At 70.4% G+C, this 22,185-nt stretch carries 19 protein-coding genes and 1 pseudogene; 3 read left to right on the forward strand and 17 right to left on the reverse strand.

Features of this window, described 5'->3' with window-relative positions; genetic code table 11:
- Positions 1 to 73 precede the first annotated feature (73 nt).
- The 15 genes from truB to EDC82_RS09035 all read right to left on the reverse strand — a co-directional run bounded on the left by truB (position 74) and on the right by EDC82_RS09035 (position 16,253).
- Entirely contained in the window at positions 74 to 1,033 is a 960-nt protein-coding gene (gene truB / locus EDC82_RS08965; protein WP_131941210.1) for a tRNA pseudouridine(55) synthase TruB, read from the reverse strand.
- A complete protein-coding gene (gene rbfA, locus EDC82_RS08970) occupies positions 1,030 to 1,467 on the reverse strand; it encodes a 30S ribosome-binding factor RbfA (protein ID WP_006943469.1) in 438 nt (145 codons plus the stop codon). The genes truB and rbfA overlap by 4 nt, the downstream gene beginning before the upstream one ends.
- 116 nt (positions 1,468 to 1,583) lie before the next feature.
- On the reverse strand, positions 1,584 to 2,696 hold the full coding sequence (locus tag EDC82_RS08975) for a TRM11 family methyltransferase (protein WP_006943459.1): 1,113 nt from the start codon (positions 2,694 to 2,696) through the stop codon (positions 1,584 to 1,586).
- Between the two features lie 197 nt (positions 2,697 to 2,893).
- Positions 2,894 to 5,833: a translation initiation factor IF-2 gene (infB, locus tag EDC82_RS08980; RefSeq protein ID WP_131941212.1), complete on the reverse strand. Its 2,940-nt coding sequence runs from the start codon at positions 5,831 to 5,833 to the stop codon at positions 2,894 to 2,896.
- Between the two features lie 100 nt (positions 5,834 to 5,933).
- A complete protein-coding gene (locus EDC82_RS08985) occupies positions 5,934 to 6,299 on the reverse strand; it encodes a YlxR family protein (RefSeq protein WP_050786491.1) in 366 nt (121 codons plus the stop codon).
- A 129-nt stretch (positions 6,300 to 6,428) separates the two neighbouring features.
- Complete coding sequence (nusA, locus tag EDC82_RS08990; RefSeq protein ID WP_006944857.1) at positions 6,429 to 7,448, reverse strand: transcription termination factor NusA; 1,020 nt, start codon at positions 7,446 to 7,448, stop codon at positions 6,429 to 6,431.
- Positions 7,448 to 7,999, reverse strand: a complete 552-nt coding sequence (gene rimP, locus EDC82_RS08995) for a ribosome maturation factor RimP (protein ID WP_006944929.1) — start codon at positions 7,997 to 7,999, stop codon at positions 7,448 to 7,450. The genes nusA and rimP overlap by 1 nt, the downstream gene beginning before the upstream one ends.
- A 170-nt stretch (positions 8,000 to 8,169) precedes the next feature.
- Complete coding sequence (locus EDC82_RS09000; RefSeq protein WP_006944871.1) at positions 8,170 to 9,105, reverse strand: ABC transporter permease; 936 nt, start codon at positions 9,103 to 9,105, stop codon at positions 8,170 to 8,172.
- Positions 9,092 to 9,913 (reverse strand): ABC transporter ATP-binding protein, encoded by an 822-nt coding sequence (locus EDC82_RS09005; protein WP_006944904.1) that lies wholly within the window; start codon positions 9,911 to 9,913, stop codon positions 9,092 to 9,094. The genes EDC82_RS09000 and EDC82_RS09005 overlap by 14 nt, the downstream gene beginning before the upstream one ends.
- A 1-nt stretch (position 9,914) precedes the next feature.
- Entirely contained in the window at positions 9,915 to 11,027 is a 1,113-nt protein-coding gene (locus EDC82_RS09010; RefSeq protein ID WP_006944875.1) for an ABC transporter substrate-binding protein, read from the reverse strand.
- 1 nt (position 11,028) lies between these two features.
- Entirely contained in the window at positions 11,029 to 12,396 is a 1,368-nt protein-coding gene (locus tag EDC82_RS09015; protein WP_200829292.1) for a sulfate adenylyltransferase subunit 1, read from the reverse strand.
- Between the two features lie 2 nt (positions 12,397 to 12,398).
- Positions 12,399 to 13,337 carry a sulfate adenylyltransferase subunit CysD gene (cysD, locus tag EDC82_RS09020; protein WP_131941214.1) on the reverse strand — a complete coding sequence of 313 codons (939 nt, stop codon included), beginning with the start codon at positions 13,335 to 13,337 and terminating at the stop codon, positions 12,399 to 12,401.
- Positions 13,334 to 13,870 carry an adenylyl-sulfate kinase gene (cysC, locus tag EDC82_RS09025; RefSeq protein ID WP_235006180.1) on the reverse strand — a complete coding sequence of 179 codons (537 nt, stop codon included), beginning with the start codon at positions 13,868 to 13,870 and terminating at the stop codon, positions 13,334 to 13,336. Before cysC ends, cysD begins: the two co-directional genes overlap by 4 nt.
- Positions 13,867 to 14,571, reverse strand: coding sequence for a phosphoadenylyl-sulfate reductase (locus EDC82_RS09030; RefSeq protein ID WP_006944887.1), 705 nt, complete (start codon positions 14,569 to 14,571; stop codon positions 13,867 to 13,869). Before EDC82_RS09030 ends, cysC begins: the two co-directional genes overlap by 4 nt.
- Entirely contained in the window at positions 14,568 to 16,253 is a 1,686-nt protein-coding gene (locus EDC82_RS09035) for a nitrite/sulfite reductase (protein ID WP_006944918.1), read from the reverse strand. Before EDC82_RS09035 ends, EDC82_RS09030 begins: the two co-directional genes overlap by 4 nt.
- Before the next feature lie 187 nt (positions 16,254 to 16,440).
- On the opposite strand from EDC82_RS09035, the gene EDC82_RS09040 reads away from it, so the two are divergent.
- A complete protein-coding gene (locus tag EDC82_RS09040) occupies positions 16,441 to 17,439 on the forward strand; it encodes a hypothetical protein (protein ID WP_131941218.1) in 999 nt (332 codons plus the stop codon).
- Positions 17,440 to 17,467: 28 nt separating this feature from the next.
- Positions 17,468 to 18,673, forward strand: a complete 1,206-nt coding sequence (locus EDC82_RS09045) for a CapA family protein (RefSeq protein ID WP_131941220.1) — start codon at positions 17,468 to 17,470, stop codon at positions 18,671 to 18,673.
- A gap of 72 nt (positions 18,674 to 18,745) precedes the next feature.
- On the opposite strand, the gene EDC82_RS09050 is transcribed toward EDC82_RS09045, so the two are convergent.
- Both EDC82_RS09050 and EDC82_RS09055 read right to left on the reverse strand, forming a co-directional pair.
- A complete protein-coding gene (locus tag EDC82_RS09050) occupies positions 18,746 to 19,537 on the reverse strand; it encodes a TSUP family transporter (protein ID WP_062257406.1) in 792 nt (263 codons plus the stop codon).
- Positions 19,538 to 19,687: 150 nt separating this feature from the next.
- Positions 19,688 to 21,451, reverse strand: a complete 1,764-nt coding sequence (locus EDC82_RS09055) for a proline--tRNA ligase (protein WP_115297187.1) — start codon at positions 21,449 to 21,451, stop codon at positions 19,688 to 19,690.
- Between the two features lie 225 nt (positions 21,452 to 21,676).
- Between EDC82_RS09055 and EDC82_RS15270 the strand changes: the two are divergent.
- Positions 21,677 to 22,072: pseudogene (locus tag EDC82_RS15270) on the forward strand (AIM24 family protein); the annotation flags it as partial.
- Positions 22,073 to 22,185: the final 113 nt, after the last annotated feature.

A 22,185-nucleotide genomic window follows, 5' to 3' on the forward strand; every position in this document is an offset into this window, starting at 1 on the left:
GCGCGAGCGTGGCGTGCGTCGCGGGCGCTGCGGGCGCCGCGGGTGGTGACCGCGGCGCGCGCTGCCTGAAGGCTCAGGCCGGGAAGGTGACGCGCGACTTCGCGGTGGCGGCTCGCTCGTCCAGGATCGCGGCGAGACGCCCGTCGGGCGCGATCGCCGCGACCGTCTCCTCCCCGCGGTGCGCCGAGGCGATCCGCTGGCCGTACCCGAGGGCGCGTTCTTCCTCGGCGTCGAGATCGTGGACGACGAAGGAATCCGCCGCGGCCTGCGCCATCGGGATGACGCGCGGGACGCCGCCGTGCCCGGCCTGCTCGGCGATCGTCTCCAGCGTCGCCGCGTCCTCGAGGGTGAACGCGCCGACGCGGGTGCGCCGCAGCGCTGTCAGGTGCCCGCCGACGCCGAGCGCGGCGCCGAGATCGCGGGCGAGGGCGCGCACGTAGGTACCCGAGGTCACCTCGACGACGACGTCGAGGTCGACCACGGGCATGCCGTCGTCCGTGCTCGCCTCACGCACGTCGAGCACCTCGAAGCGGCTGACGGTGACGGAACGCGCGGCGAGGGCGACGTCCTCTCCCCCACGCACGCGGGCGTAGGAGCGCTTACCGTCGACCTTGATCGCGCTGACGCTGCTCGGCACCTGCTCGATGTCGCCGCTGAGCGAGGCGACGGCCGCCGCGAGGGCCTCGTCGCTCAGCTCCGCGCGCGTCAACGGCGTCGAGGCCGTGACGCCGCCCTCCGCGTCGTCGGTGATCGTCGTCTGGCCGAGGCGAATCGTCGCGGTGTACTCCTTGTCGCACCCGACGAAGAACGTCAGCAGCTTCGTCGCCTTGTTGACGCCGAGCACGAGCACGCCCGTCGCCATCGGGTCGAGTGTGCCGGCGTGGCCGACGCGGCGCGTGTTCGCGAGGCGCCGCATGCGGCCGACGACGTCGTGCGAGGTCCATCCGGCGGGCTTGTCGACGAGGACGAGCCCGTCGGGCGTCTGCGGACGCGCCTCGCGGCGGGGGCGCTGCTCGGCAGCGGACTCGCTCACGCCTCGTCGGCGGGTTCGGCCGGCTTCTTGTACGGGTCCGCCTCGCCCGCGTAGGCGGCGGTAGAGCGGTTACGGGCCAGTTCCTCGTCGCGGGCGCGCGTCTGGGCGAGCACGTCCTCGAGGTGTGCGGCGCCCTCGGGGATCGCGTCGGCGATGAACTCGAGCGTCGGCGTGAGACGGATGCCGAGGCCCTTGCCGACGTGGCTGCGGATGCGGCCCTTGTTGTCGGCGAGCGCTTCGGCCGTCGCGGCGCGCTCCTCGTCGCTGCCGAAGACGGTGTAGAACACGGACGCGTTCTGCAGGTCGCCGGTGACGCGCACGTCGGTGATCGTGAGGAAGCCGACGCGCTCGTCCTTGAGACGGAACTCGACGTACTCGGCGACGAGGGACTTGATGCGGTCGGCGACCTTGCGGGCGCGGGCCTGGTCGGCCATGGATGCCTCCTGATGCTGAAGTGAACTGCCCCAACCCTAGGCGATGGGCGCAGGCGGCGGCTCGACGACGCAGCCGGGCGCGGCCGTTACCGATCAGGGTGTCCCGTATGTACCGCTCAGCCCTTGCGCGCGACGACGATGTCGCGATCGATCGAGGCGTCGACGCGGTGACGGAAGGCGTCGGCGGCGACGTGCCCCTGCGTCGGGCCGTCCACGCCGTGGCCGTGCACGACGGTGAAGCCGTGAGCCTCGAGCACTTCTGCCATCGCCTCGGGCCCGGCGACGTGACGGTTGTACGCGAGGCCGATCGTGCCGCCGGTGCGCAGCGCGTCGTGCCAGCCGGGCAGCGCGCGATCGAGCAGGCGCAACGGTGAACGGGCGAGCCGCTCGCCATTGCTACCGTGGCTGCCGTGCTGCACGCCGTAGGGCAGGTCAGTGACGACGACGTCGACGCTCGCGCGGCGCATGACGTCCGGCAGCTTGGTGGTGTCCATCGACAGGTACGTCACCTGCTGGGTGCGCCCCGCCTTCCAGTCCTCCTTGCTGGGAGCCGTCTCTAGCTCGAGGGCGCGACCGTACGTGCGGCCGCTGCGACGGATCTGTGTCGCGTCGATCTCGTGCTTGAGGCGGTGCGTGCGCAGCCACGTCGTGATGAACGCCTGGTACTGCTCGAAGTCGCCCTTGTCGACCTCGATGCCGGTGATGTCGAGGCCGCGCAGCAGACACGTGTTGAGCGTTGTGCCGCGCCCGCACATGGGGTCGAGGACGTGCAGCGTGCCGTCGAGCAGCTGTGCGGGACGCTTGCTCAGCGCCGCGGTGACGTTGAGCAGCAGGTGCGTGAACTGCTCGTTCGTCTTGCCCTGGTACTTCTGGATCGTGACGACGTCATCGGTGTAGAGCCTTCGTCGCTCCAGCGGGGTCGGGCTCAGCAGCCCGTCGCGCGCGCCGAAGAGCGCGAACGCGCCGCTGGCCTCGGAGACGACGCGGTCGAGCCGGTCGTCGTCACCGGCGACGGCGAGGTAGTCGACCCCTGCCACGGTGACGGGTTCGACGCTCGCCTCGATGCCGAGCGCACCCGCGAGCAGCGTGATCTCCGCAGCGTTGAGGCGCGCCGCGTCCCCCGCGTACACGCGGTTCGACGACGGCGCGAGCAGCAGCAGGCGCCCGTCCGGCGCCACGTCGGGCGGGGGCGAGACATCGGGGTTCAGCACGGGAGCGTCGAGAGTCACGGGCCCCATTCTGCCCGATCTGCCGCGCGCGGCCGATGCCGCATGGCGCCGCGCAGCGCCGTGGCCCGGTGCCACGGCTGACTCACGACATACACGACGGCGACCCCGCCCGAACCCCGGTGTGCGGGGTTCGAGCGGGGTCGCATCCGACCATGTGTCCGAGGCGATGAGGTCATCGCCTCGGACACGGCGAGGCGTCAGGCTCGGGGGATCTCCACCATCTCGTACGTGGTGATGAGGTCGCCCGTCTGGACGTCGTTGTGCGAACCGAGGTTGATACCGCACTCGAAGCCCTCGCGGACCTCGGTGACGTCGTCCTTGAAGCGTCGCAGACCGGCGATCTCGAGGCCTTCGACGATGACGACACCGTCGCGCGTGATGCGCGCCTTGGCGCCACGCTTGATCTCGCCGCTCCTGACCATCGATCCGGCGATGTTGCCGAACTTGGACGAGCGGAAGATCTCGCGGATCTCGGCGGAGCCCGTCTCGCGCTCCTCGTACTCCGGCTTGAGCATGCCCTTGAGGGCGAGCTCGATCTCCTCGATCGCCTGGTAGATGACCGAGTAGTAGCGGATCTCGACGCCTTCCTTCTCGGCGTACTCCGCGTTCTGGCCTTCGGCGCGAACGTTGAAGCCGACGATGATGGCGTCTGAGGCGACGGCGAGGTTGATGTTGTTCATCGTGATCGCGCCGACACCACGGTCGATGATCCGCAGGTCGACGTCGTCGCCCACGTCGATCTGCAGCAACGCGTCCTCGAGGGCTTCGACCGAACCCGACACGTCACCCTTGAGGATGAGGTTGAGGGTCTCGACCTTGCCCGCCGCGAGGTGCTCGTTGAGGTCCTCGAGGCTGATGCGCTTGCGCGCCTTGGCCAGCGAGGCCTGACGGTCGGCCGCTTCACGCTTCTCGGCGATCTGACGGGCCGTGCGGTCGTCCGGAGCGACGATGAACGTGTCACCGGCGCGCGGCACCGAGGCCAGACCGGTGACGAGCACCGGGCGGCTCGGGCCCGCTTCGGCGACGTTCTGGCCGTGCTCGTCGAGCATGGCGCGAACGCGTCCGTAGGCCTGACCCGTGACGATGGCGTCACCGACGCGCAACGTACCGGACTGCACGAGAACCGTCGCGACGGCACCGCGACCACGGTCGAGGTTGGCCTCGATCGCGACACCACGGGCGTCCTTGTTCGGGTTCGCACGCAGGTCGAGCGCGGCGTCGGCGGTGAGCAGCACGGCCTCGAGCAGCGAGTCGATGTTCTGACCCTGGCGGGCCGAGACGTCGACGAACATCGTGTCGCCGCCGTACTCCTCGGCGATGAGGTTGTACTCGGTGAGCTGCTGACGCACCTTCGCCGGGTTCGCGCCGTCGACGTCGATCTTGTTGACCGCGACGACGATCGGCACGTTCGCCGCCTGGGCGTGGTTGAGCGCCTCGATCGTCTGCGGCATCACGCCGTCATCGGCGGCGACCACGAGGATCGCGATGTCGGTGACCTTCGCTCCACGGGCACGCATGGCGGTGAACGCCTCGTGACCCGGGGTGTCGATGAACGTGATCGGACGGTCGACGCCCTCGTGCTCCTTGTGGACCTGGTAGGCACCGATGTGCTGGGTGATGCCGCCGGCCTCGCCCTGCGCGACGTCCGCGTTGCGGATCGCGTCGAGCAGGCGCGTCTTTCCGTGGTCGACGTGACCCATGACGGTGACGACCGGCGGACGCTGCTCGAGCACGTCGTCGCTCTCGCCCTCGGCCTCGGCGTCGAGGTCGATGTTGAACTGGCCGAAGAGCTCGCGCTCCTCCTCCTCCGGGGAGACGACACGGATGTCGTAGCCGAGCTCGGCGCCGAGCAGCTGGAACGTGTCCTCGTCCAGCGACTGCGTCGCCGTCGCCATCTCACCGAGGTGGAACAGCACGGTGACGAGCGATGCGGGGTTCGCGTCGATCTTGTCGGCGAAGTCCGTCAGCGACGCACCGCGACGCACCTGGATGATCGTCGAACCGTTGCCGCGAGGAACGCTCACACCACCGATCGACGGCGCCTGCATCTGCTCGAACTCTTGACGCTTCGCGCGCTTGCTCTTGCGGCCGCGCACCTTGCTGCCACCGCGACCGAACGCACCCTGGGTGCCGCCGCGGCCACCGGGGCCACGACCGCCGCCACCGGGACGACCGGCGAAACCGCCGCCGCCGGGACGACCACCCGCACCGGGACGACCGCCACCGCCACCACGGGCGGGACGCTCACCGGGACGCGGCACGGCCGCCTGCGACGGCATCATGCCCGGGTTGGGGCGCGGACCACCGGGACGGGGGCCACCGGCACCGGCGGAACCGCCGGGACGCGGACCTGCCGCACCCGCGGGACGGGGGCCACCGGAGCCTGCGGGGCCACGGTTGCCGCCGGGACGCGGCATGCCCTGGCTCGGCGCGAACGGATTGTTGCCGGGGCGTGCGCCGCTCTCGCGACGCTCACCGCCGTCACGGCGCTCGGTGCGCTCGCCGCCACGACGCTCGCCACCACGGCCCATGCCCTGGTTGGAGCTGAACGGGTTGTTGCCCGGACGCGGTGCGCCGGGGCGCGGGCCGGGACGGTTGCCGGAACGCTCGGGGCACTCCGAACGCTCGCCACGCGACGGACCCGACGTGCTCGCCGGCTTCGCGGCTGGCCCGGGCTTGGGGCCGGGGCGCGCAGCAGCGGGCTTCGGTGCCGACGGTGCGGCCGCAGCGGGCTTGGGCGCGGACGGCGTCGCCGCGGCGGGTGCTGCCGGGGCAGCGTCCGACTCGGTCTTGGCCGCAGGCTTCGGGGTGGCGCTCTCGGCCGGCTTCGACGGCGCCGCGGGTGCGGCATCGGCTGGGGCAGCCTTGGGAGCAGGCGCCTTCGGGCCCGGCTTGGGGGCGCCGGGCTTGGCGGACGAACCGCCAGCCGGCTTCGGGGAGCTCGACGGCACGTCGGCGGCGTCGCCACCGGCCTTCGTCGGCTTCGGGGGGTTCTCCTTGATCTTGCGCACGACGGGCGCTTCGATCGTCGAACTGGCGGACTTCACGAACTCGCCCTGCGCCTTGAGGTGCGCGAGCAGTTCCTTGCTCTCGACTCCGAGCTCCTTGGCGAGCTCGTGGACTCGAACCTTGGCCACGTTTCTCCTGTCAGATGGTGACGGGCGGCCAAGGCTTCGAGCAATTGCTTGCCCGGAGGATCAGCCGACCGCCGAGGGGTAGGTGTTCATCGGTGAGAACTCATCGGTTGCTCATCGCGTCAAACCCGCTTTCGGTCATGGTGTGTTCGCCGTCGGGCGACGGCAGGCGGGCGATCTCGGCCGCCACGTGTTCCTGCAGCGTCGCGGTGTGGACCGCGGTGTGCAGACGAAGTGCTCGTGCCCATGCCCGACGCTTGGTGGCCTGTTCGAGGCACGTCGTGTCGGCGTGGAGCCAGGCTCCTCGACCGGGCATCGCCTTGCGCGAGTCGAGCACCAGGGTGGCGCCGTCCTCGCTCACTGCGATGCGCAGCAAAACGGAACGGCCGCCCTTGCCCCGGCACCCGATGCAGGTTCGCTGCGGTTCTGCGGGCCGGGAGAGCTCGACGTTCGGGATCGGCACGTTCACACGCACCCCACCTTCACATCTGTCACCGTTCAAGACCTACCCTACCCCCGCACAGCTCCGCGACGAAATGCGCGCACCCCGGCCACGCTCGATGGCCGGGGTGCGCGCGAGACGTCTGAGGGCGCGCGCTCAGCGGGCCGACTCGTCGTCACGCCCGCCGTCGGCGAGCGCGGTGTCGGGCCGGATGTCGATGCGCCACCCCGTCAGCTTCGCCGCGAGACGGGCGTTCTGGCCCTCCTTGCCGATGGCGAGGCTGAGCTGGAAGTCGGGCACGACGACGCGGGCGGCTCGGGCCTTCGGGTCGACGACCTCGACCGACTCGACGCGCGACGGCGACAGCGCCGCGGCGATGAACTCATCGGGCTGGCGCGAGTAGTCGACGATGTCGATCTTCTCGCCCTGCAGCTCGCTCATGACGGCGCGCACGCGCTGACCCATCGGGCCGATACAGGCGCCCTTGGCGTTGATGCCGGGCTTCGTGGCGTGCACCGCGATCTTGGTGCGGTGACCCGCCTCGCGCGCGAGCGCGGCGATCTCGACGCTACCGTCGGCGATCTCGGGCACCTCCATCGCGAACAGCTTGCGCACGAGGTTGGGGTGGGTGCGCGACAGCGAGATCTGCGGGCCCTTCGGGCCGCGGCGCACGGACACGACGTAGCAGCGCAGACGCTCGCCGTGACGGTAGGTCTCCCCTGGCACCTGCTCCGCAGTCGGCAGGATGCCCTCCACGGTGCCGAAGTCGACCTTGACGAACCGCGAGTCGAGGCTCTGCTGGATCGTGCCGGAGACGATGTCGCCTTCCTTGCCGATGAAGTCACCGAGGATGGCCTCGTCCTCGACGTCACGCATGCGCTGCATGATGACCTGACGGGCCGTACCCGCGGCGACGCGCCCGAAGTTCTTGGGGGTGTCGTCGAACTCGGGGCCGGGCTCGCTCCAGGTGCCGTCCTCCTGCTTCTCGCCGTCCTCGCGCGCCCACACGACGACATGACCCGTGCGGCGGTCGAGCTCGACGCGCGCCCGGCGGTAGGAGCCCTCCTCCTTCTGGTACGCGAGCAGCAGCGCCTGCTCGATGGCGGGGACGATGACGTCCATCGGAATCTCGCGCTCCCGCTCCAGGGCGCGCAGTGCAGCCATGTCGATGTCCATCAGACGTCCTCTCCCACGGCGTCGGCGTCGTCGCCGCGCGTGAATTCCACCTGCACCTTGGCGCCGGTGATCGATGTGTAATTGAGTCGGGCGGGCTCGGCGTCAACGGCCGCCCCCGCCTTCTTGCCGCCCTGCTCGGGCGTCACCTCCACCGTCTGGGCGTCGGCGCGGGTGATGCGACCGGCGACCTTCGACTCGTCGTCGAGGGTGACGGTGACGAGGCGGCCGACATTGCGCGCGAAGTGGCGCGGCAGCGTCAGCGGACGGTCGGTGCCGGGTGAGCTGACCTCGAGGACGTAGGGCTGTTCGCCCATGACGTCGCTCGCCTCGAGTTCTGCGTCGATGACGCGCGTGGCGTCCGTGACCTCGTCGAGCGTGACGGGCTCGATCGATTCCTCGACCGCCGTCTCGAGGGCGACGTCGCGGTCGACGAGCACGCGCACGAGGCGGCGCTTGCCGGCAGGCACGACGGTGACGTCCTCGACGAGGAGACCCAGTGGTTCGAGCTTCGGCAGAATCGTGTCGATGATCGTCTGTTCCGAGTTGCTCACTCGCGCCTCCTGGAGTTGTCGCCGTGCCGTGCACCCGTCGCCCGCGGCACGAGCCGTGAGGTGACGAATGCGCAGGCGTCGTGCCTGCGCATCGCCCCTGAGTCTATCGTGACGCGCGAGGAGCCGTCGTCGCCCGAGACCGGAGCGTCCCGGCTCGCCGCAGGTCAGCCCTACGACGGCGCGAGGCCCCGACGGTGCAGCATGCGCCGCTCGATCGGGCCGAAGAGCAGCACCTCCACGGCCAACCCGACGACGAGCACGAGAACGATCGCGGCCATCACGGCTGGCATGTCCGAGTTCGCCTGCCCCTGGTTGAGCATCGAACCGAGACCGAATCCGAGCTTGGGCGACTGCACGATGAGCTCGGCGGCCATGAGGGAACGCCAGGCGAACGCCCAGCCCTGCTTGATGCCGCCGAGATAGGTCGGCATGGCCGCCGGCAGGAGGACGTGACGCACGAGTTGCGTGCGACTCGCTCCGAGGGCCCGGCCGGCTCGTTCGAACAGAGGCGGGACCTGATCCAACCCGCCGATCAATCCCATGGCGATCGAGGGCACTGCGGACAGCAGGATCACGGCGTACATCGTCGTGTCGCTGAGGTAGAACATCATGACGGCGAAGGGCACCCACGCGACCGACGGCAGGGACTGCATCGCTGCGAGCAGCGGTCGGAAGGCGCGCCGCGCCAGTCTCGCGCGGCCGACGACGAGCCCGAGTGTCGTGCCGAGCACGAGAGAGAGCGCGAAGCCCACCGCGCCGCGTCGCAGGCTGACCCAGATCGCGTCGAGCGCCTCCCCCGAGGTGAGGGAGGTCCACAGGGCCCGAGCGATGTCGGTGACCGGAGGGAGCACCCAGGCCGGTTTGACGTGTGCCCACACGAGAACCTGCCAGGCGAGGACCACGATCGCGAGCGCACCCAGCGGCGCTAGCACGGACAGCGGGTCGACGCGGCGTCGGCGCTGCGCCTGAGCCTGTTCGAGCGCGTCTAGTCCGGAGGTGACGTCGTCGTCACTGATCATCGATCTCGTGGGGCCGGGCGAGCGGTGCCGTCGGGCACTGGCCTCGAACGGATCCTCCTCGCGCATGTCGAACTCAGGCGTGGGCATGACGACTGATCTCCTCTCGCAGGCGCGAGGTGATCTCGCGGGACAGCTCACCGACGCCTGCGTCCTCGATGGCACGCGGCTGTGGCAGGTCGACGTCCCACGTCTGGCTGACGCGTCCCGGGCGCGAAGAGAGCAGGACGACACGTTGGCCGAGACGCACTGCTTCACGCACGTTGTGGGTGACGAAGATGACGGCCATGCCGTCGCGATGCCACACGTCGCTAAGTTCCCCGTGGAGCAGGTCGCGCGTCATGGCGTCGAGGGCGGCGAATGGTTCGTCCATGAGCAGCAGGCGCGCGTTCTGGGCGAGTGCGCGCGCGAGGGCGACGCGTTGGCGTTGGCCTCCGGACAGTTCGTGGGGTCGTCGATCCACTGCGCCGTCGAGCCGCACCGTCGCGAGCAGCTCCTGCGCCCGCTGGCGGCGTTCGGCGGAGGGCACGCCCCTGAATCGCAGGGGAGCCTCGACGTTCTCGCCGACGCTCAGCCACGGGAAGAGCGCGGAATCCTGAAACATCAGCGCCGGTTGAGGGCCGTCGACGTGCACGTCGCCCGCGCTGGCGGGTTCGAGCCCGGCGATGATCGACAGCAGGGTCGACTTGCCGCAGCCGGAGGCGCCGAGAACGCTGACGAACTCCCCCTGTTCGACCCTCAGGTCGAGCCCGCCGATCGCCTCGACGGCGTCGTCGCCCTGGCCGAAGACCTTGTGCAGACCGCGGATGTCGACGGCGGCCGGCTGTGCCGTCGAGCGTGCGTCGCTCGGCGGGGCGATCGGGTGTCGCTCGCCTGCCGTGGTGGTGTCGAACGTCATGTCAGCCCTTTCTGTGCACGCCGAGACCGGCGTCGGTGATCGCAGGCAGGGCGCGTGCAGCAAGGACCTGCCGGAGCGGGTCGAGGTCCGCCAACCCGCGCAGGTCGGGACGGACGTCGATGCCGCCCGTTCGCCACGTGTGTTCGGCGACCTGCGCGATGTTTGCCATCAACGGATCCCAGGAGAACTGCACGTTGTCCATGGCCCGCTCGGCGACCGATCGCTTCAACTTCTTGCCGCTGAGCTTGCCGATCTCGGCGTTGAGCAGCACACTCGCGGCGCCCCGATGGCTGTTGATCCATTCCACGGTCTCGACGTGGGCCGCCAGGAGCTGCTCCACCTGAGCAGGCGCGCGTTCGAGGTACTCCTGGGTGACGAGCAGGCACGTCGTCACGAATCGGTGGTCGGGCCACTGGGTGCGCTCGTCGACGAGCACGTGCGCGCCGGCTTCGACGACGAGGCGAGAGACCCATGGCTCGGCCTGGTAGCTGGCGTCGAGGCGCCCCTGGCGGAACTGATCGAGAGTCTGTGAGTTGGCCATCCACACGGTCTCCACCTCGTCCGCTCCCGGCCCCGTCGTCAGGTGGTGCTCGGCGAGCAGTGTCTTGAGGGCTACGTCCTGGGTGCCGCCGATCTGCGGCGTGGAGACGCTGCACCCACGCAGATCGTCGATCTTCTTCACTCCGGGACGAGCAACGAGCGCAGCGCCGTTCTCCGCTGCTCCGGCGAGGAGGCGCACTCCGGCGCCCTTCGTCCGCACCCACGCCGTGATCGCCGGGTTCGGGCCGAGGTAGGCGACGTCGATCGCGCCGGCGAGCATGGCCTGGACGGCGGCGGGCCCGTTGTCGAAGACCTGCCGCTCGATGGCCGTGCTGCCCAGGTGGCGCGCGAACGTTCCGCGGGCCATGCCTGCGAGGGCCACGCCGTGGGTCAGGTTCGAGAAGTGCCCCAATCGCAGGCGATGCGGGCTCGCCTCAGCCGCCCCGCACCCCGACAGGGCCGGTGTCATGAAGGGGGCGGCGAGGCCGGCGCCGAGGAGCGTCCGGCGCCCGATCTGGGGTGATCGGGCCCGGGATCGGTGTACGGCATCGACAGGTGCGTGATCGTCGCGCATGTCAGCCAGCCAGCCAATCCTCTTCGGATTCGAGCTGCGCGGCGTCGTCGTCCGCACCCGAACCGAGCCCCGCACCCGACATGCCGGCTCCGAGCGTGGCGCCGCTCGCGGGATCGATGACGAGGAACGCGCCGGTCGCCCGGTGGCTGTCGTACGGGTCGAGCACCACGGGCTCGGCCAGACGCAGACGGACTCGTCCGATCGTGTTGAGCGTCATCACTGCTTCAGGGCCGGCTGCGTGCCACGTGCTCGTCTCGACGTCCCACAGATGCGTGATGTCGTCGACGACCGCGCGCACCACCTTGGTGCCCGCCTTGACGAGGACGCGCTGACGGACACGCCCGTCCGCGGCCGCGAGCCACGCGAGCACTCCGCTCACCTCGGAGTCGGCAACCGGTTGATCGGGGTCGGCCACGAGCGACAGGACCTCACCACGAGCGACGTCAAGTTCGTCGCCGAGACGCACCGTCACTGACTCGCCCGCTACGGCCACCTCACGCGAGCCCACCGGAGTGTCGATCGCGACGACCCGGCTCGTCAGGCCCGCGGACACCGCGCGCACACGGTCACCGACGTGCAGGACGCCGGAGGCGATGCGGCCGGCGAGACCGCGATAATCCGGATGCTCGGCGGTGCGAGGCCGGATGACGAGCTGGACCGGCATGCGGAACGACTCGGCCCGCAGGTCATCGCGGACGGGTAGCGACTCGAGCAGGTCGAGCAGCGGCGGGTGGTCGTACCCGTCGGGGGCCGGAGCGACGACCCCCTCGCCCGTCAGCGCAGATAGCGCGACGACGCGGGGATCGCTGAGGCCCACCCTGTCGGCCAGGTCGATCGCCTGGGTCCGGACCTCGTCGAACCGCGAGCGCGACCACTCGAGGGCATCCATCTTGTTGACGGCGAAGATGACGTGCGGAACACGCAGCAGCGCCATCAACGCGGCGTGACGACGCGTCTGGTCGCTGACCCCGTGTCGCGCGTCCACGAGGACGACGGCTGCGTCAGCGGTGGAGGCGCCAGTGACCATGTTGCGCGTGTACTGCACGTGCCCCGGGGTGTCGGCGAGGACGAAGGTGCGCCGGGGCGTGGAGAAGTACCGGTACGCCACGTCGATCGTGATGCCCTGTTCGCGCTCGGCGCGCAGCCCGTCCGTCAGGAGAGCAAGGTCGACCTGCTCGGCGCCGCGCGAGGTGCTCGCGGCCACCATCGAGTCGTAGGTGTCGGCCAGGATGTTCTTCGTGTCGTGCAGGAGCCGGCCGACGAGGGTGGACTTGCCGTCGTCGACGCTCCCGGCGACGACCAGACGGAGTTGGCCGAGCCCGTTGCGGGCGCTATGCGGCGCGGGTGGCTGTGCTGTGGTTGTCGTCATCTCTAGAAGTACCCTTCTCGCTTGCGGTCTTCCATCGCTGCCTCGGACAGGCGGTCGTCGGCGCGGGTGGCACCGCGTTCGCTCAGATGGCTGGCTGCGACCTCGGCGATGATGTCGCTCGTCGTCCGCGCCTCGGAGGCGACGGCGCCCGTGCAGGAGCCGTCACCGACGGTTCGGTAGCGAACCGTCCTCGTGACGAGCGGTTCGTCGTCACGTGGGCCGAACCACGGCCCAGGTGTCAACCACATCCCGTCGCGCAGGAATACGTCCCGTTCGTGGGCGTAGTAGATGGGTGGCAGCGCGACGTCCTCGGCCTCGATGTAGCGCCAGACGTCCAGTTCGGTCCAGTTGCTCAGCGGGAACACACGCGTGTTCTCGCCGGGGGCGTGACGGCCGTTGTAGAGGTTCCACAGCTCCGGACGCTGCCCGCGCGGGTCCCAACCGCCCATCGCGCTGCGGACGGAGAAGATTCGTTCCTTCGCGCGCGCCCTGTCCTCGTCACGGCGCGCCCCACCGAGCAGCGCGTCGAAGCGCTCGGTCTCGATGGTGTCGACGAGCGGCACGGTCTGCAGGGGGTTGCGGGTGCCGTCGGGGCGTTCCTGCAGGCGGCCGTCGGCGATCCAGTCCTCGACCGCCGCGACGTGGAGGCGCAGGCCATGACGGGCGACGACCTCGTCCCGGAACGCGATGACCTCAGGCAGGTTGTGGCCGGTGTCGACGTGCAGCAGCGTCAGCGGCAACGGCGCGGGGGCGAGCGCCTTGAGTGCGACGTGCAGCAGCACTGCGGAGTCCTTGCCGCCGCTGAACAGCAGCGCAGGGCGTTCGAACTCGGCGATGACCTCGCGGATGATCTCGATGGCCTCGGCCTCGAGTGCCCGCAACGTCGACAGCTCGCCGGCGGGGTTCGTGGAGACGTCCGGTGGCGTCATCGTCTCGGTCATGCGGGTGTCCTCTCCTCGTCGATGAGACGCAGGATCTCGGCGAGGGATTCCTCGATCGAGCGGCCCTGGGCCTCGAGACGCAATTCGGGGTTGGTCGGAACCTCGTAGGGGTCGTCGAGGCCTGTCATTCCGGTGAATTCGCCGGCCTCGGCCCGGGCGTACAGGCCCTTGACGTCGCGTCGCGCGCACTCCTCGAGCGACGTTGCGACGAAGACCTCGAGGTAGCGACTACCGCTGCGCTCGTGGCGTGCGCGGTTCTCGGCGCGTGCATCGGCGTACGGGGCGATGACCGGCACGATCGCCCACACACCGTTGCGGGCGAGCAGGTCGGCGACGAAACCGACGCGCGTCACGTGGGTGTTCCGGTCCGCCCGGGAGAACCCGAGGCCGGCGCTGAGGGAGGTGCGCAGTTCGTCGCCGTCGAGCAGTTCGACGCGTTCGCCCCGCTCGCGCAGGGTGGCGACGAGGCGCTCGGCGAGCGTCGACTTGCCCGCTCCGGACAGGCCCGTGAGCCACACGGTCGCGGCGCTCATGTGTTGATCCCGCATTCGACCTTGTCGCGGCCCGCCCAGCGTCCGGCGCGCGCGTCCTCGCCCGGCGCCACCCGGCGGGTGCACGTGGCGCACCCGATCGAGGGGTAGCCCTGGGTGAGCAGCGGGTTCGTGACGATGGCGTGCTCGGCGATGTAGGCCTCGACGTCGGCGTCGCTCCACGCGACGATCGGCGCGACCTTGATGCGTTCGCGGCGCTCGTCGAAGCTGACGACCGGTGTGTCGCGCCGCGTGATCGCCTCGCTGCGACGCACCCCGGTGGCCCACGCCTCGTAGCCGTCGAGGGCCTCGTCGAGCGGGTGGGTCTTGCGCAGCGTGCAGCACAGATCGGGGTCGCGTTCGAAGAGGTTCGCTCCGTACGTCGCGTCCTGCTGCGCGACACTCTGGGACGGTTCGAGGGTGCGCAGCGTGACGTCGTACGTCGAGGCGACCGCGTCGCGGGTCTGCAGCGTCTCTTCGAAGTGGTACCCGGTGTCGAGGAAGAGCACGTCGACGCCGGGCAGGCTGCGCGACGCGAGATGCGTCAGCACGGCGTCCTGCATGGAGGTGGCCACGGCGAAGCGTTCCCCGAACTCCGCGGCCGCCCAATCGAGCACGGCGTCCGCCGGTGCACCGTCGAGCTGGCCAGCGGCCCGAATGGCGATCCGACGCAGCTCGTCGGGCTCGCGCACGACCTGCGTCATCGCAGCTCCTCCTCGTCGGCGCGGCGGGCCCAGTCGCCGAAGCTCTCGCCGCTCTCGCGTGCGGCTATGTACCGCGTCACGACGCGCTCGACGTAGTCGCCCAGCTCGCTCGCGGCGACCTTGTGGGCGCGCAGCTTGCGCCCGACGACGAGATCCTCGCCCAGGCCACCGCCGAGGTGGACCTGGTAGCCGGGCACCTGCTCGCCGGCGGTGTCGGTGATGATCTGGCCCTTGAGACCGATGTCCGCCACCTGGATGCGGGCGCAGCTGTTGGGGCAGCCGTTGAGATGGATCGCGATGGGGTGCTCGAGCTGGTCGTCGAGGTGAGCGAGACGCTCTTCGAGCTCGGCGACGAGGTCGTGGGCTCGCTGCTTCGTCTCGACGATGGCGAGCTTGCAGAACTCCAGGCCCGTGCACGCCATCGTCGCGCGGCGCCACGGCGACGGACGCCCGTCGAAGCCCAGCGGCCGCATCGTCTCGAGCAGCGGCTCGACGGCGTCGTCGGGCACGTCGAGGACGACGAGCTTCTGGTAGGCGGTCAGGCGCAGCCGGTCGCTGCCGGCGGCCTCCATCGCGTCGGCGACGCCCGCGAGCGCCGCGCCGCTCGTGCGCCCTGCGATCGGCGCGAACCCGACGAGGTTGCGTCCGTCCTTCTGACGATGCACACCGACGTGGTCGATCGTGTGCTTCGGCGTGGGCGCGGCGGGCCCGTCGAGCAGGGGGCGCCCGAGGTACTCGCGCTCCAGCACCTCACGCGTCTTGTCGGCGCCCCAGTCCTCGACGAGGTACTTGAGACGCGCGCGGTTGCGCAGCCGGCGGTAGCCGTGGTCGCGGAACAGCTTGACGGTCGCGAGCCAGACCTCGGGCACCTCTTCGAGCGGCACCCAGGCACCGAGGCGCAGCGCGAAGAACGCCTTCGTCGACAGCCCTCCCCCGATCTGCAGATCGAAGCCGGGGCCGTGGTCGGGGTGGACGACGCCGACGAAGCTGATGTCGTTGATCTCAGGGGCGGCGTCGGGCAGCCACGCGATCGACGACTTGAACTTGCGCGGCAGGTTCGCGAGATCCGGGTCGCCCACGTAGTTGGCCTTGATGAAGTCGATCGCGGGGGTCGCGTCGATCACCTCGTCGGGGTGCACGCCGGCCACCGGCGAACCGAGCGTGGTGCGCGTGCAGTCACCGCAGGCCTCGAGCGTGTCGAGACCGACGGCCTCGAGACGGCGCCAGATCTCCGGCACGTCCTCGATCGCGATCCAGTGGTACTGGATGTTGTTGCGGTCGGTGATGTCGGCCGTACCACGTGCGAAATCGGTGGAGATGCTCGCGAGCACCCGCAGCTGCTCGCGGGAGAGCTGCCCGCCGTCGATGCGCACGCGCATCATGAAGTACTCGTCGTCGAGCTCCTCGGGCGCCAGCGTCGCCGTCTTGCCGCCGTCGATGCCCTGCTTGCGCTGGGTGTACAGGCCCATCCAGCGCATGCGGCCGCGCAGGTCAGTGCCCGAGATGCTGTCGAAGCCCTCGCGGGCGTACTGCTCGAGGATGCGGGCGCGCACGTTGAGGGGCGCGTCCTCGGCCTTGAAGACCTCGTTCGGGTTGAGCGGGTCGAACTCGCCCTTGGCCCACTGCCCCTCGGGCTTGGCCGTGCGCTGCGTGGCGCGGGGACGTTCACTCGTCGTCGTCATCGTCCGCTCCTTCGTCGTTTCTCTCGGGCTCGAAGTACATAACCTTGTCTTCGGTTCAGCAAAACTGCAAATGATGGATAACGGGGTGTTCATCCTGTGGGAAGGCGCGGTGAGCCTGACGCGCCCACGGTGCGCCTGGCGTCACCGCCCGCCGGAACGCGCGGCCAGTGCGTGCCAGACTGTGCCCATGCCCGATGCTCGTCTCACCCGCCGCACCGCGCTCGCCGCCGTCGTCCTCACCACCACGAGCGCATGCAGGCTGCGCGTGGAGAAGGACGCGCCCCTGCCGGGGCCGACGGCGGCACCGGCGCCCGATTCGGGCCCCCTCGAGGCTGTGCGTCGTCACCTCGTGGTCGCGATGAGCGCGGCGAGCCAGGAGACGAACCACCGCCGGGAGGCCGCCGACGCGCGCGGCGCCCACGTCGCCGAACTCAAACGACTCGACGCGACGCTGCGCGGCATCGGCGCGACGTCGCTGCCCAGCGTCAGCGCCACTGCCGCGCCCAGCGTGTCGGCGTCAGCGTCCGCGTCGCCATCGGCGTCGGCGTCCGGAAAGAGCTCCCGCGCGAGCGTCCCGGCGTCGTCGCCCTCGGCGAGCAGCAGCCCCGCCGCGACGGCGTGGACCCGCGCCGAGAGCGACTGGGCCTCCCCCGCGCTGTGCGCGAGCCTGCAGAAGGTTTCGGCGACATCGAGGCCTCTCGCCCTGTCGATCGCCGCGCGCGGGCTCAGCTCGCTGCCGGGTGGCGTTTCCGTGCCGTGGTCCGCGACGGCGTCGGTGCCCTCGTCGTCGGCGCTGCTCGAGGCGAACGCGGTGACGATCCACGCGCTCGAGTGGTGGGCGGCGCGCACCGATCCCGACGATCGCGGCGACGTCCCCGGCCTGCTCGACGACCTCTACGCCGTGCGCTCGCTCGCGGAATCGTCGGCGTCATCGGGGTCGCCGTCGTCGTCATCGTCTGCTTCCGCGAGCCCCGCTGCGCCCGCGCGCCGCTACGACTCGCTCGCCGCGGCCCGCGCCGATGCGGGCAAGGCGGCCGCGGCTGTGATGTCGGCGTGCGCCGTCGCGGCGACGGGCACGCGCAGCGCCGATGATGTCAACGGGCTGCTGCTCGCGTGGTCGAGCGCGGCCCGCACGGTGCGCTTCGGTGGGGGCAGCGTGTCGCCGTTCCCGGGCCTCGCGACCTGAGCAGGCCTGCCGGGAATAAACTTGTTCCATGCGCATTCGGGGACGCGCGGCCGCCGCCGCACCACTGATCTCGCTGCTCGCTCTCACGGCCTGTTCGGGCAGCTCGCACGACACGGGCGGCGCTTCGGGCTCCGGGGCGTCATCGAAGGCCGGCGCGTCGAGCAGTTCCGGTCGGAGTGCGAGCCCCTCGGCGAGCTCTTCGCTCGCTCCCCCGGAGCCGGTCAAGAACAAGCCGGGCAGCATCACGATCGGCGCGTCGGGCGACCTCATCGTCCACCCGTCGATCACGCAGATGGCCCGTCGTGCCGCAGGCGGCACGGGGTACCGCTTCGATCAGTTCTTCGGCCAGGTCTCCCCCGTCACGAAGGCGGGCGATCTACGCATCTGCCAGATGGAGAACCCGCTGTCGCGTGACGACACGAACCTGGCGCGCGAGCTGAGCTTCAACGCGCCCCACGAGTTCGCGACGACGGTGAAGTCCATCGGGTTCGACGGGTGCTCGACGGCCAACAACCACGCCTACGACCGCGGCCTCTCAGGGCTGGCGAGCACGCGCAGCGTCATGGCCGCGAACGGTCTGCAGGCGGCCGGCCCGGCCGCGTCCGCCGGCGAGAAGGGCCAGCCCGTGTTCTACGAGGCCAAGGGGTTCAAGGTCGCGCAACTGTCGTACAGCTACACGCTCGACAACCGTATCAACGGCGACCAGACGGGCACTCCCAAGGACGCGCCCTGGGTCGCGGACAACCTGTACTCGGTGCGCACCCCGGAAGGCATCGAGGCCGATGCCGCCGAAGCACGCAAGCAGGGCGCCGACATCGTCGTCGTCTCGATGCACTGGGGCATCGAGTACAAGCCTGTCTCGGCGGAGCAGAAGAAGTACGCGGACGCGTTGCTGCGCTCTGGGCAGGTCGACTGGATCATCGGCAACCATCCGCACATCGTGCAGCCGTGCCAGAAGATCGACGGACGGTACGTCTCCTACGCCCTCGGCAACCTGTTCTCCGGCCAGCAGGCCGCATATCTGCCGGGCACGGCGGACGGCGCGTACGCGAGCGTCACCTTCACGCGCGACGCGGGCGGCAAGATCAGCCAATCGATGACGTACCAGCCCACCTATCAGGACCAGAAGACGCGCGTCGTCGAGCTGGCCACCCCGTCGCAGAACCCAGCATCCTACGCCAAGACGACCGCGACGATGGGTGCGTTCGGCTGCGACGCCAAGCCGGCGTCCTGACGGGTGACGGCACCCGCCGCCGCCGGACGCTCGAGCCGTGGTGGCCGGTGAGACGCCGGGCGCGGCTGAGCGTCAGAGCAGGCCGAACTGCGCGGTGGTGTCGTAGCTGAGCTTGACGACGAAGGCCCCCACGACGACGACGAACACGGCGCGCACGAACCCGGCCCCCTTCGAGACGGCGGTCCGGGCGCCGAGATAGCCGCCTGCGAGGTTCGCGACGCCGAGCACGAGGCCGACACGCCAGGCCACCGCACCTGCCGGGATGAACACGACGAGGGCGGCGAGGTTCGTCGCGAAGTTGGCGAGCTTGGCCTTGGCGGAGGCCTCGAGGAAGCGGTAGCCGAGCAGGCTGACGAGCGCGAAGACGAAGAACGAGCCCGTCCCCGGGCCGAGCGCGCCGTCGTACAGGCCGACGCCCAGGCCGATGGCACCCGCCGTCGCGTAATGGCGCCGGCTGCCCGCGTGCCGCAGGTTCTCGAGCTGCCCCATCGAGGGCTTGAACAGCGTGTACGCGCCGACGGCGACGAGGACGACGAGGATGATCGGGTTGAACGCGCTGCGCGGGATGTGACTGGCGAGCGCCGCACCCGCCATCGAACCGGCGAATGCCATCACGGCGAGCGGCAGCGCGGTGCGCAGATCGGGACGCACCCGCCGAAGGTACGTCGCCGAGCTCACCGATGTGCCACAGATCGAACCCAGCTTGTTCGTCGCGAGCAGTTGGGCCGGCGCGGCGTGCGGGAACGCGACCATGAGGGCCGGCAACTGCACGAGCCCGCCTCCGCCGACGACGGCGTCGATCCATCCCGCGCAGGCCGCCGCGAGCGCCAGCAGGGTGAGCGTCAGGGTTCCCGGGTCGTTCACCCCGTCATCCTGGGCCGCGCGCCGCGTGCCCGCAAACGTCTCTCAGTCCGTGACCGCCGCGCCCGCGCCGCTCGTGACCGGGGCGGCGGCCGTTCGACGCGCGAGAGCCACCACGTCGGGCCGTGGTGGCTCTCGTGACGCAGGGTGGGATCAGGCGCCGCGCACCTCGGAGAGCACCTCGGCCGCCACCTCGTCGACGCCGACGTCACGCGAGGTGCCCGAGCGGCGGTCCTTGACTTCGATCGTGCCGTCGGAGAGGCCGCGCCCGAGCACGACGATCGTCGGGACGCCGATGAGCTCGGCGTCCTTGAACTTCACGCCGGGGCTGACCTTCGGACGGTCGTCGAACAGGACGCCGAGCCCGGCCGACTCGAGGTCGGCGACGACCTGCTCCGCCTTCTCGAAGACCGCGGCGTCCTTGCCCGTGGCGACGACGTGGACGTCGAACGGCGCGATGTGACGCGGCCAGATGAGGCCCTTGTCGTCGAGGTTGTCCTCAGCGATGGCGGCGACGGCGCGGGAGACGCCGATGCCGTAGGAGCCCATCGTCACCGTCACGAGCTTGCCGTTCTCGTCGAGCACCTTGAGCCCGAGCGCCTCGGCATACTTCGTGCCGAGCTGGAAGATGTGACCCATCTCGATGCCGCGCGCGAGCGTCAGGGGGCCCGAACCGTCGGGGGCCGGGTCGCCCTCCTTGATCTGCGCCGCCTGGATCGTGCCGTCGGCGGTGAAATCGCGGCCGTGGACGAGGTCGATGACGTGCTTGCCGCTGACGTCGGCGCCCGTCACCCACGCCGAGCCCTCGGCGATGCTGGGGTCGAGCAGGTAACGGATGCCGGAGGCCTTTTCCTCGCCGAGCACGCCCGGGCCGATGTAGCCCTTCGCGAGCATCGGGTAGGCGGCGAAGTCCTTCTCCTCGAACGCCTCGACGTCGGCCGGAGCGACCTGAGCCTCGAGGCGCTTGGCGTCGACCTCGCGATCGCCGGGCACGCCGATCGCGAGCGGTTCGCGCGTGCCGTCGGGGTGGACGAGCATGACGATGACGTTCTTCAGTGTGTCGGCAGCCGTCCACTCGCGTCCGTCGTCGCGCGGGTGATTCGCGTTGAGGGCCGCGACGAGCGTCTCGATGGTCGGGGTCTCGGGGGTGTCCTCGATGTGTGCGGGGCCGACGCTCACCTCGACGGGCTCGGCCTGCGGCACGACGACGGCCTCGACGTTCGCGGCGAAACCGCCGGGCGAGCGGACGAACGTGTCCTCACCGTGGCGGCTGACGGCGAGGAACTCCTCCGACGCCGAACCGCCCATCGCGCCCGAGTCGGCGTGGACGACGACGTACTCGAAGCCGAGGCGGTCGAAGATCTTGACGTACGCGCCGCGGTGCTTGGCGTAGCTCTCCTCGAGGCCCTGCTTCGTGTGATCGAAGGAGTACGAGTCCTTCATGATGAACTCGCGCCCGCGCAGCAGGCCGGCGCGCGGGCGGGCCTCGTCGCGGTACTTCGTCTGGATCTGGAACAGCGTCGTCGGCAGGTCCTTGTAGCTCGAGAACATGTCCTTCACCGTGATAGTGAACATCTCCTCGTGCGTCGGGCCGAGGAGCATGTCGACGCCCTTGCGGTCCTGCAGGCGGAACAGGTTGGGGCCGTACTCGTCCCAGCGGTTCGTCGCCTCATAGGGTTCGCGCGGCAGCAGCGCGGGGAAGCTCAGCTCCTGGGCGCCGATGGCCTCCATCTCCTCGCGGACGATGGTCTCGACGTTACGCAGCACCTTGAGCCCGAGCGGCAACCACGTGTACACGCCGGGCGCGGCGCGTCGGATGTAGCCGGCGCGCACGAGCAGCTTGTGGCCCGGCAGCTCGGCGTCCGCCGGATCCTCGCGAAGCGTTCGCAGGAACAGGTTGGACATGCGCTGGGCCACGGTCTCTCCTCGGGTCGTGTCGCGGTCGCTCCGCGTGACTCGGCCCCACACTATCCCGGCCCGCCCAGGGCGTGCACGGCCCGCATCCACCCGACGCTCGGGCCGCGAGGCCTTCCTGAGATCCATGCAGATTCGACTGCGTCACAATCCGTCCTTCGCCGTCTCCCGTCTCCTGCGCACTCGCCCGGCGTGCAGATCTCCAGCAAGGCCGCCAGCGGCGGCATCATGAAGGGGCTCAAGCGCTCCGTGCTCTGCGGTGAGTCCTTCTTCTCGACGACGTACACCGCCCCCGCCGAGGGCGGGTGGGGCGACATCGCCGGCGTCCTGCCCGGCGGCATGCTGGCGCTCGAGATCCAGCCCGATCGCCCCTGCTTCGTCGCCCGCGGCAACTGGATGGCCAACAGCGAGGGCACGGAGGTCACCTCGCAGTTCGGTGGCATGACGAACCTCTTCGGCGGCGAGGGCGGCTTCGGCCTCGAGGCCAGCGGTCAGTGCCTCAGCGTCTACGGCGCGGTCGACGTCATGGACCTCGCTCCGGGCGAGCGTGACGTCATCCACACCGGGCACGTCATCGCCTACGACCTGGGGATGCAGTTCACAACGCGTCGGGCGGTCGAAGGACGCTCGATCCAGTCGATGAAGTCCGGTGAAGGGCTCGTTTCAACTTCGTCGGGCCCGGGCGCGTGCTCCTGCAGTCACGCAACCCGCAGGCGTTCGCGGAGTGGGCCGCCAAG

It is taken from the genome of Dermacoccus sp. SAI-028 (genome assembly GCF_004346775.1).
GTDB classification, from domain to species: domain Bacteria; phylum Actinomycetota; class Actinomycetes; order Actinomycetales; family Dermatophilaceae; genus Dermacoccus; species Dermacoccus nishinomiyaensis.